Source organism: Gordoniibacillus kamchatkensis (assembly GCF_000829455.1).
Classification (GTDB): Bacteria; Bacillota; Bacilli; order Paenibacillales; family NBRC-103111; genus Gordoniibacillus; species Gordoniibacillus kamchatkensis.
On sequence record NZ_JXAK01000046.1, the window covers coordinates 50,137 to 60,339 of the forward strand.

Annotated in this window: 9 protein-coding genes; 6 read left to right on the forward strand and 3 right to left on the reverse strand. The window is 54.0% G+C overall.

Annotated elements, in window-relative coordinates:
• Positions 1-41: 41 nt before the first annotated feature.
• The gene (locus SD70_RS33835) at positions 42-3,128 is read left to right on the forward strand and encodes an S-layer homology domain-containing protein (RefSeq protein WP_052487786.1); all 3,087 of its coding nucleotides are present in this window, start codon (positions 42-44) and stop codon (positions 3,126-3,128) included.
• A 179-nt stretch (positions 3,129-3,307) separates the two neighbouring features.
• Here the strand turns inward: SD70_RS33835 and SD70_RS22975 are convergent, their stop codons facing one another.
• Together SD70_RS22975 and SD70_RS22980 are read right to left on the reverse strand one after the other, a co-directional pair.
• Positions 3,308-4,510, reverse strand: a complete 1,203-nt coding sequence (locus SD70_RS22975) for an MFS transporter (protein WP_041050046.1) — start codon at positions 4,508-4,510, stop codon at positions 3,308-3,310.
• Positions 4,511-4,560: 50 nt separating this feature from the next.
• Entirely contained in the window at positions 4,561-5,247 is a 687-nt protein-coding gene (locus tag SD70_RS22980; protein WP_231571433.1) for a TetR/AcrR family transcriptional regulator, read from the reverse strand.
• A gap of 199 nt (positions 5,248-5,446) precedes the next feature.
• Between SD70_RS22980 and SD70_RS22985 the strand changes: the two genes are divergently transcribed.
• The 5 genes from SD70_RS22985 to SD70_RS38460 are packed head-to-tail and all read left to right on the forward strand — an operon-like array spanning position 5,447 to position 9,537.
• On the forward strand, positions 5,447-6,403 hold the full coding sequence (locus SD70_RS22985) for an ABC transporter permease (protein WP_041050051.1): 957 nt from the start codon (positions 5,447-5,449) through the stop codon (positions 6,401-6,403).
• Between the two features lie 23 nt (positions 6,404-6,426).
• On the forward strand, positions 6,427-7,296 hold the full coding sequence (locus SD70_RS22990; RefSeq protein ID WP_041050052.1) for a carbohydrate ABC transporter permease: 870 nt from the start codon (positions 6,427-6,429) through the stop codon (positions 7,294-7,296).
• A gap of 54 nt (positions 7,297-7,350) precedes the next feature.
• Entirely contained in the window at positions 7,351-8,916 is a 1,566-nt protein-coding gene (locus SD70_RS22995) for an extracellular solute-binding protein (RefSeq protein WP_041050053.1), read from the forward strand.
• A gap of 2 nt (positions 8,917-8,918) precedes the next feature.
• Positions 8,919-9,284 carry a hypothetical protein gene (locus SD70_RS38455; protein WP_041050055.1) on the forward strand — a complete coding sequence of 122 codons (366 nt, stop codon included), beginning with the start codon at positions 8,919-8,921 and terminating at the stop codon, positions 9,282-9,284.
• Positions 9,256-9,537, forward strand: a complete 282-nt coding sequence (locus SD70_RS38460; protein ID WP_231571435.1) for a hypothetical protein — start codon at positions 9,256-9,258, stop codon at positions 9,535-9,537. Before SD70_RS38455 ends, SD70_RS38460 begins: the two co-directional genes overlap by 29 nt.
• Before the next feature lie 43 nt (positions 9,538-9,580).
• Here SD70_RS38460 and SD70_RS23010 read toward each other — a convergent pair whose 3' ends face one another.
• A complete protein-coding gene (locus tag SD70_RS23010) occupies positions 9,581-10,099 on the reverse strand; it encodes a GNAT family N-acetyltransferase (RefSeq protein ID WP_041050057.1) in 519 nt (172 codons plus the stop codon).
• Positions 10,100-10,203: the final 104 nt, after the last annotated feature.

Sequence of the window (10,203 nt, forward strand, 5' to 3'; positions counted from 1 at the left end):
CGACAGGACTCTCTACATACAAAAGTAAGGAGAAGATAGCATTGAACAAAAAAATCGGCGTTATGTTGATGTTCGCCATACTGTTATGCCCGTTGCTGGCCCCCGCCAGGGCGGGTGCCGCCAGCTTGACCATGACTTCGATTTCATCTTCAAACGGCACTCTGCTGGCTTTGGACAGCGATGGGCACATCTGGGCTTGGGGCAGTAATTATAGTGGCGAATACGGTGACGGGACGACAAATCAAGCCTACGCCCCGAAAAGAGTCGATGTTACGGATAACGAAGCTTCGGTCGCTTTTCAAAAAGTGGCTGCAGGGTTTAACTCCTCGCTTGCCTTGGACAGCTCGGGACACATATGGTCAACCGGGAACAATGGGTACGGCCAATTGGGCAACGGGACGACAACGGAATCGCATGTGTGGGGAAAGCTCGCGGTTCAAGATAGCGGAACGGAAGTCATTTTTAAGGATATAGCGGCGGAACGAGTGAATTCGCTCGCTATTGACAATAGCGGACAGCTTTGGGTCTGGGGGCAAGGGCAATCACTTGTGCCGATGAAGGACGGAGTGACAAACGGCGTTTCGTTTCAAAGCGTAGATGCGATGGATCAGAATGCCGTCGCGCTTGATGCCTCGGGATACGTATGGCAAATCGATAACGCAGGCTTTAACCCCCAGAAGCTCGTCGCGACCGACAGCGGCGGCTTGCCCGTACGGTTTAAAGCCATCTCGGCCGGCGATACAATCCCATGCGGCACTTGGCCATGTAATTATGATTTGGCTTTGGACGATGCAGGGAATATATGGGCCTGGGGAAGCAACACATATGGCCAGCTTGGGAACGGTACGACATTGGACGGGACCAATACTCTTGCGAAAATTGCCGTAACGGACTCCGGCTCCCCGGTAACGTTCACGAAAATATCGGCAGGAGTCAGGTATGCGCTCGCGCTCGATAGCGGCGGAACGCTCTGGTCTTGGGGGTACAATAACAATGGACAACTGGGGGACGGCACGCAAACCGATCGCTATGTCCCGTACAAAGTAGTTGTTACGGATAATGGGAATCCGGTGAAGTTCAAGACCGTCCGCGCCGGGGCGGGGAGCTCGCAAGCAATTGATGTTAACGGCCAGAGATGGGCCTGGGGCGGGGATCTGGGCGACGGTACGACAGGCACCGCCTTGCAGCCGAAAAAAATTCAGCCAGGCTCGGCTACGACTCTTTCCGTATCGGCGGCGACCATTACGAACCTCGAATCGCTGACGTTGACGGCAACGGTAACGGGGGGCTTCGGAACGCCGACCGGACTAGTTACGTTCCTGGACGGAGGCGCTGTGATTGGAAGCGGCGTTTTGGATGCAAGCGGAACGGCGACTTTTACCGTGCCCGCGCTGCCGGCAGGGATGCACAATTTGACAGCTCAGTATTCGGGCAACAGCTCGTACAACGGAAGCTTATCCGGCGCCGTCAACGTTCAAGTAAATCGGCCTGCCGCACCGGCGTTGTCGATCGCGCAAACGCCCGCAGATTTGACAAGCGGCACCGTAATCTTGAGCGTTACGGCTCAAACCTATGGAACCGGCAACTCGCTGGACAGCCTGAAATGGCTTGAAGGAGACAAAAGCGCCGCCGATTTCCTGAACGCGGGGGACGATATTACCGCAACCGGAAGCTTTGCGGTAAACCGAAGCGGCACGTATACCGTGTATGCGAAAGACAAGGCGGGCAATGAAACGGTGCAGACGGTCGCAGTCGACGGAATCCCTGCCGTGTGGCTGACGGGAGTTTCGCTGAACGGCTCGTCTTTCACTGAACAAGAAGGCCAAAATCGGCTGAACGTAACCGGAGAAGCGAACCACATTGGCGCAGGCGATCCGTTAACGCTTGAGTTCGATATCGTTGACAGCCAAGGCACTACAGTAACGCACGACGTGTACGGCATCTTATCCAGCGGCTTGCATCAAGCTTTCAGCCACAGCGTGACAATTACGTCCGCGAAGTACCCGAGCGGATCGTATGCGATGCGCGTATCCGTTACTGCCGCAACGTACGCGCCTGCCGTGGCGACGCTGCCTTTCGCCGTGAACACGACGCTGCCGACGATTCGGGTGACGATGACGACGGCGGACGGCAAGCCGTATGCAAGCGGAAGCTGGACGAATCAAAACGTTACGGCCAGCGTATATGCATCCGTATACGAAACAAGCTCGCTCGCTTCCTTGACCTTGTCCGTAGACGGCGGAGACGGTCAACCGGTAGCAAACGACAGCTCGTATACCGTATCGCAGGAAGGAAAGCACACGCTCGTCTACCAAGCGACGGACAGCGCCGGGCATACGTTCGTCCAGTCCGTTCAGGTGAACATCGATAGAACGCCATCAGGCGGAGACTCCGGGGGCGATAAAGACTACGGCGGCGGCAATACGGGTGCTGCGAATCCGGCCGCTCCGCCCGCTGAACCGGCCGGTCCCCCTACCGCACCTAAGCCCGAACCGTTCAAAAGCTTCGTCCATGCCGAGCGGATCATCGACATGCTGAAGAGCGCGATAGCTTCGAACCGGAACGCGACGTTTTCGGATACGGCGTCCCATTGGGCTGCTGGCGATATTCGCCTTGCCGCCAGGCTCGGCATCGCCGACGGTTATCCCGGCGGAGCCTTCATGCCGGATGCTCCCGTGACGCGTGCGGAATTCAGCAAGCTGATCGTCCAAGCGTTCGCCCTCAGCACAGGACCGAAGCAGGTCCGATTCAACGATGCCGGCAGTCACTGGGCGGAGGGGTTCATCCAAACTCTCGCTTCCAACGGCGTAATTGACGGTTACGAGGACGGCTCGTTCCAGCCGGACAACCGCATATCCCGCGCCGAAATGGTTGCCATGCTTTCCCGGATTGCCGATTTCGCTGCGCTTCAGCAAGGGGCAGCGAAGACGTTTGCCGACGTAACTCCCTTCTCTTGGGCTAAATCCGTCATAGAAGAAGCGGCGGGCGCTGGCATTCTGCAAGGCGTCGATAACAGCCGATTTGCGCCGGACGGGACGGCGACTCGGGCGGAGGCGGTCGCATTGATACTGAGAACTTTGAGGCTGAATCCGGCCGTTAGCGATATGCTGGATTCAATTCAATCATAACATGCTGCAAAAGCAGGAAGACGCGGCTTCGGCCGCGGTCTTCCTGCTTTTTTGCGTTGGGAGGATGGTTAATTGACGCCTGTTCAACTGGGCTGGAAAATGGCGGAGGGGAGAATGCCCCAAACGGCTTGGTTTAGCGGCAGCCTTGGACGAGCTCGAGCTGCAGCATTGGATTTGTGTTATCGCTTGCCGCTTCGTTCCGTCGCATAATAAATCATCGCAAGGACCGGCAAAGCGATTCCGATCGATAACGCCGCCGCCCAGCCTCCCGCGGCGTATGCCCATCCTCCCAATGCGGAGCCCAATGCTCCGCCGCCGAAGAAAATCGCCATATACAAGCCGTTAAGCCGGCCGCGAATCTCCGCTCCCAATGAGAAGATGGCACGTTGCCCGAGGACCATATTCGCGGAAACGCCCATGTCCAACAGAATGGCTGCAACGACCAAAGTTACCAGAGCAAAAGTCGATCCGCCTTGAACGACCAAAGGCAGGCCAATGGAAACGATAACCAAGGCCAAAGCGAGACCTGTGGCCGGACGAATCCAGCCGCGATCTGCAAGACGGCCGGCCATATGCGCCGCCGCCGCTCCCGATACCCCGACCAAAGCGAACAACGCGACGGCTGATTGGGAAAAATGAAACGTCGGGCCGGTCAGCAGCAACGGAACCGTCGTCCAGAATAAGCTGAACGTTCCGAACACGCAAGCGTGATAGAGGGCTCTACGCTGCAGGATAGGCGTCGTTTTGAGCAAATGCCACATCGAACCCACAAGAGCCGAGTACCGTGTCGCCATCAACGGCTGCCGGGCAGGGAGCGCCATGGCCAATATAAACGCCAGTGCCAAAATCGCTGCGGCTGATAAGTAGTATACTGCCCGCCAGCCCATATATTCCGCCACCATGCTAGAAATTGGACGAGCGAGCATGATCCCGAGAAGCAATCCGCTCATGACGTTCCCCACATGGCGGCCGCGCGTCGCATCCGGCGAAAGATGAGCGGCGTACGGAACAAGTACTTGAGCCGCGACCGAGCTCAATCCGATAAACAGGGAGGCAGTGAGAAACATGGCGGTGCTTTTGGCGACGGCCGCAACCGCTAGAACGACCGTAGTGCCGAACAAGAGCGTAACCACAAGCTTTCGGCTTTCCAAAATGTCTCCCAATGGCACGATAAACAGTAACCCGATTCCGTAACCGATTTGAGAGAGCGTCACAATCAAGCCCGCCGCCCCGGAAGATAGCCCGAGCGCCGAACTGATGAGTCCCACCAAAGGCTGCGCGTAATAGAGATTGGCGGCGATCAAGCCGCACGCAGCTGCGAGAATGAAGATGATCCGCGCCAAGTAAGGATTCTCGAGTTGCTGAGCTTCAGTTGCATGCATAGCTAGGCCTCTTTTCTGGAACGAATGTTCCAATAATATTAAAAAAAAGCTTAAAGCATCTCAATTACCGTGTCCACCATGTCGTATAATTCTTTTTTGTCGCTTTTTACCTTGGCTACGACATTGATGCTATGGTTGAGGTTAGACAGCAGGATCGACAGGACCTTGATATCTTTCTTTGGGTCGATTTCTCCCGTCTGCTGGCCTTTGCGCAAAAGTTCGTAAAACAATCGTTCCAATTCCTCGAAGCGTTCCCGGATCAATTTCCGAAATTGTTCATCCGGCGAATTCAAACCGATGGCGGCGTTCGTCACCAAGCATCCTGGGGGCGAATTGGCGTCAAATGCATTGTCTATATGCCGCTCGAAATACCGCCGGATGCCCTCTTTCGTAGACGACGCTTGAACCAGAAGATCTTTCTTGTTCTGACCGATTTTCTTATAATGCTGCAAAGCTTCGACATAAAGTGTTTCTTTGTCCGTGAAAGTTTCGTACAGGCTCGATCTGCTTAGGCCCATCGCGTTCAGCAAATCCGGTATGCTCGTCGCTTCGTAGCCTTTTTCCCAAAAAACCAACATGGCCTTATGTAGCACATGCTCCCTGTCGAACTCTTTTGCGCGCCCCATGGTTACACTCCCTTCATTGGTTAATTGTGTAGACAGTATAATATTTCTGGAACGAGTAGTCCAGTATTTTTTTTCGTATCGCCGAGAACCTACCGGGGCGAGAAGTTCCACGACCTCAGTTCGAGAACGCCCAAGCGAGGATGGAGAAGGAAATTCCATTATGCTTCAAGTCTCACAAGCGAACGAGCCTCCCCCCGGCCCACACGATCGTAAAAAAACACAGCCCGCTTCGAAGTTTGCACATGGATGCGCCTTGCCCCCCCATGTATGATGAGGACAAAACAAACAAGCGCTGAAAGGAGAACACCTTGTGGCTTCGAAAACGGATACGTCCGGACAAGCGGTTTACCACTTCGCCCACGCAAAGGCAAAAAAGGCGTTTATCATCAAGCATTGGCCTTTGTACGTCATTTCGATCCCCGGTCTGCTGTACTTTGCTCTATTCAAATACGTCCCTTTGCTCGGGTCGGTGATCGCTTTTCAAAATTACAACATTTTTAAGGGAATTACGGGCAGTCCGTGGGTCGGCTTCGACCATTTCAAGCGGATGTTCGCTTACGACGAGTTTCTCGTCATTTTGAAAAATACGCTGCTGATCGGCCTGTACGATCTGATCTTCGCCTTCCCGGTTCCGATTATTTTGGCGCTGCTCTTGAACGAAATACGTCACAGCGGCTACAAACGGGTCGTGCAAACGGTCGTTTACATGCCGCACTTTCTTTCCTGGGTCATCGTCGGCGGCATCATCGTCGGCCTGCTGTCTCCGACGACCGGCGTCATCAATCACGCGCTGGCCTTGTTTCATATCGAACCCATTTACTTTCTCGGCGAGAACAGCTACATCCGGTCGATTCTGATCGGGTCCGGCATATGGAAAGATAGTGGCTGGGGCACGATCATTTATTTGGCGGCGATCGCCGGCATTAACCCCGATCTGTACGAAGCCGCCGAAATCGACGGCGCCGGGCGCTTCCGCCAGGTGATGTCGATCACCTTGCCGTCCATCCTGCCTGTCATCGCCATTTTGTTCCTGCTGCAAATCGGCCGCTTTATGGACTTCGGCTTCGAGCGCGTATTCGTCTTCCTGAATTCGCTCAACAGCGGGAACGGGGAAATTTTGGACACGTACGTTTACCGCGCCGGCCTCATCGACCGGCAGTACAGCTACACGACGGCGATCGGCCTTTTCAAATCGTGCGTCGGCTTGCTGCTCATCATACTGGGCAACACGTTCAGCAAAAAAATGACCGGCGACGGCCTGTACTAACATAAGCCAAGGAGCTGAGAGGCGTGATATTCTCGAAAGGCCAGCGCGCATTTCAACTGTTCAACACGATTTTGCTGTTTGTCGTCGGGCTCACGATGGTGCTCCCGGTGCTGCACGTCGTCGCGCAGTCGTTCAGCGACGCTGCCGCCATCAACAGCCGTGCCGTCTCGTTTTGGCCCGTCGGCTTTACGCTCGAAAACTACCATATGATTTTGAAGGATCCGTCCATCTGGGTGGCGTTCCGCAACAGCGTGATTATTACCGTCGGCGGTACCTTGCTCAACCTGGCAGCGACGGCAAGCCTCGCCTATCCGTTGTCGCGACCGGAATATTTGTACCGGAGAGCGGCGCTTATCTTCGTGCTCGTTACGATGATTTTCCACGCCCCGCTCATTCCGAACTATTTGCTGCTCAAAAACTTGCATATGCTCAACACGCTATGGGTGCTGATCGTTCCTTCCGCCATCAGCGCGTACAACTTGTTCGTCATGCGCTCGTTCTTCCTTAACCTGCCGAGCGAGCTTCTGGATTCGGCCAAAATCGACGGCTGCAGCGAGTTCCGCCTCATATGGAGCGTCGTGCTGCCGCTGTCCAAGCCGGTCATGGCAACGATGGGCATTATGTACGCCGTCGCGAACTGGAACATGTACTCGCAAGCGATCTACTACATCGACAAGCGGACGCTCATCCCGTTGCAAGTTCGGCTGCGGGAAATCGTCATCACGGACGACCTGGGGGCGTCGGACGTTACGTCCGAGCTGCTCATGTTCATTTCTCCGGAAGGGCTGAAGATGGCCGTCATCGTCATTGCGACAATCCCGATTATGCTCGTGTACCCGTTCCTGCAAAAGCATTTCATCAAAGGCATGCTGGTCGGATCGATCAAATCGTAGCGGGCGCTAGCAAACATTCCAATATACCTATTCAAAACGGGGGGAAGGTGCTGTATGAAAAAAACAATCATCGTTTCGTTGGTTGCGGTCATGGCGCTCAGTGTGCTGGCCGGCTGCGGCGGCGGCACAAAAACGGAAGAGTCGCAAGGGAAGGCGGATGCGCCGGCGAAGCCGCTCAAGTTTTCGCTATCGCTGCCGGTCACGACGACCGCCGGCTATCAAGCCAGAGTAACGGACTGGAAAAACGACAAGCTGGTCAAGCAGCTGGAAAAGCTGACGAACACCGAATTGACGGTCCGCATTACGGAAGACTCCAAGATGAGCGTCATGTTTGCCGGCAACGACATTCCCGACGTGGTCGGCAGCATCGGGACGCCGACGAGTAAATCGATGGCCGGCTCCGTGGAAGCGGGCGTGTTCATGCCGCTGGACGATTTGCTCAAGCAATACGCGCCTAACCTGATGAAAAAAGTGCCGAAAGCCGCTTGGGACGCGGTGTCGCATAACGGCAAAATATACGGCATCCCGGATTATTTGAGCAATCCGTCGCGGCGCGGCACATACATTCGTACAGACCTGTTGGAAAAAGCCGGCCTCAAGCCGCCGCAAACGATCGACGAGTTTTTGAACGTGCTGAGAGCGTTCAAGAAGATGGGCGTCGAAAATCCGTATCAAATGCGCGACAGCTTCAAGTATGCCGACGTCGTGCTCGGCGCGTACGACGTGCTGCCCTACAAAGATCAGTTCGAAGTCGTGAACGGGCAAGTCCAGCCCAAATTTTTCGACGTTGACAATATGGAGAAAGCGCTGCAAACGTACAAAACGATGCTGGACGAAGGCCTCATCCCGAAAGATTTTGCCACGATCAGCTCTGCGGACTATTCCAAAAGCATCAACTCGGGCAAAGCGGGCGCCTGGTCCGCTAACGCTACCGGCTTGATCTCGTTCCGGACGCCGATTCGCCAAGTCGTTCCTGACGCCAAAGTCGACATCATCCCGTCGCCGAAAGGACCGGAAGGCAAGGGCGGATACTTCTTCTACATACCGGCTGTCCGCACGTTCTATATCAATAAGAACGTCGACAAGGAGCGGGCAATCGGCATCGTCAAATTTTACGAGTGGATGACGTCGGAGGAAGCGGAGAAGTTTTTCACATTCGGCATCGAAGGCGAGAATTATACACTGGACAACGGCAAAATGAACTACAAAATTCCGACGACGAAAGAAGAGCAAGAAGAGGAAAGCTTCCGCCAAGGCACGCTCTGGATGGGACAGGACGCCACGCTGAGCCCGCCGCGCAAACGGCTGGAGCTGGATCAGAACGGTAAGGACGTGCTGAGCGCATTTGACAATGTGCTGAATATGGAGGGGCTGCCGGGCATCGGCTTCTACCCGGATTTGACCGCTTTCGCCAAATATCCCGACTTGGCACCGCCGCAGCCTGACGTGGGACCGAAGCTGATCATCGATCATATGGTCAAAATGATTTACGGCAAAGAACCGATCGCCGATTGGCCGAAAGTAATTGAGGAATACAAAGCCAAAGGCGGCAACGAAATTCTGAAAGAAGCGAACGAGCGTTACAGCAAAAAAGAAGGCGTGCTGGAGATCAAGAGGTAACGATGCGACAAGAAGCCATTCGCGAACAGCTGCTGCAGCAAATCGAGCAGACGGACGTCGTGGACACGCACACGCACCTCGTGGGCGACCGATTGTGTGCGGCGGATTTTTGGCAAATCGCCCACTATTTCTGGTTATTCCGCGAGCTTCAGGCGGCCGGTTACCCGGCCCATGCCGAAGAGCTGCCGCTTGAGCGGCGGATCGAAGCTTTTCTTGAAACGCGGCGAGCCGCCAAGCACACGATGATGAAAATGGCGCTCACCCGCCTGTTCCGCGATCTGTACGGCATTGAGCTGAAAGATGCGGCATCGGTGCAAGCCGCCTGGAACTTACTCCCATGTGCACGTGGGCGGACTGTGGTGGTTTAACTTCCGGGAGTCTACGTACCGCCAGTGCATGCAGTATCGGCTTGAAGCGCTGCCGACGGTCAAAGCGTCGCTCATTGCTTCCGACTCGCGCTGCATCGAATGGACGTACGGGAAAATATGGCTGGTCAAGCGCGTGCTCGCCGAATTTCTCGCCGGGCGCGTTGCAGCCGGATGGATGGACGGCGAAGAGGCGATTGGCGTCGCCCGCGACTGGCTCTATGAAAGCGCCGCGCGGAGATATAGGGTAGGTTAGGTGTTTAAAAGTGTGAAGGACTATAAACCCGCCTTGACTAAAGTTATATCAGTGTTTTGGTCATTATATAATCAATTTGCTCTTCATCACCCATATAAAAAGAGTGAGCTCCAGTTTGAACAAATCCCTTTCTTTTATAAAAGTCAATTGCGTTCTCATTCTTTTCCCAAACTCCTAGCCAAATCATCTTTTTGTTTTGTCTTATGGCTATTTCCATCGCTTTGTTTATTAGATATTTGCCAAGCCCTTTTCTTTGAAATTTGTATCTTATATAAATCCTCTCAATTTCGAGCGACTCATCACCCATTTTTTCGGATTGGGCGTCATTCATATTTACCTTTAAATATCCGGCAAGTTCTTCGTTGAAATAGATGAAATAGAATTCCGAAGAGATATTGGACAATTCCTTTTCCAACTGGTTAGAGTTAAAGGCTCTTTCCAAATAGGCTATCATATTTTCAGGTGAGTTCTGATCCTTAAATGTATCGTTGAATGTTTCAATACTTATTTCTTGGAGTATTTGAAAATCTTCACGGCTGCACTTTGTTATTTTTACAGTCATTTATATAGTGTTACTGACATCGTATTTTGACCGAAAATTGACGATGTCTGCTGACCGATATTTGACGATAATCGTGACCGTAGAGCATCGAAGACGGGAAAGCC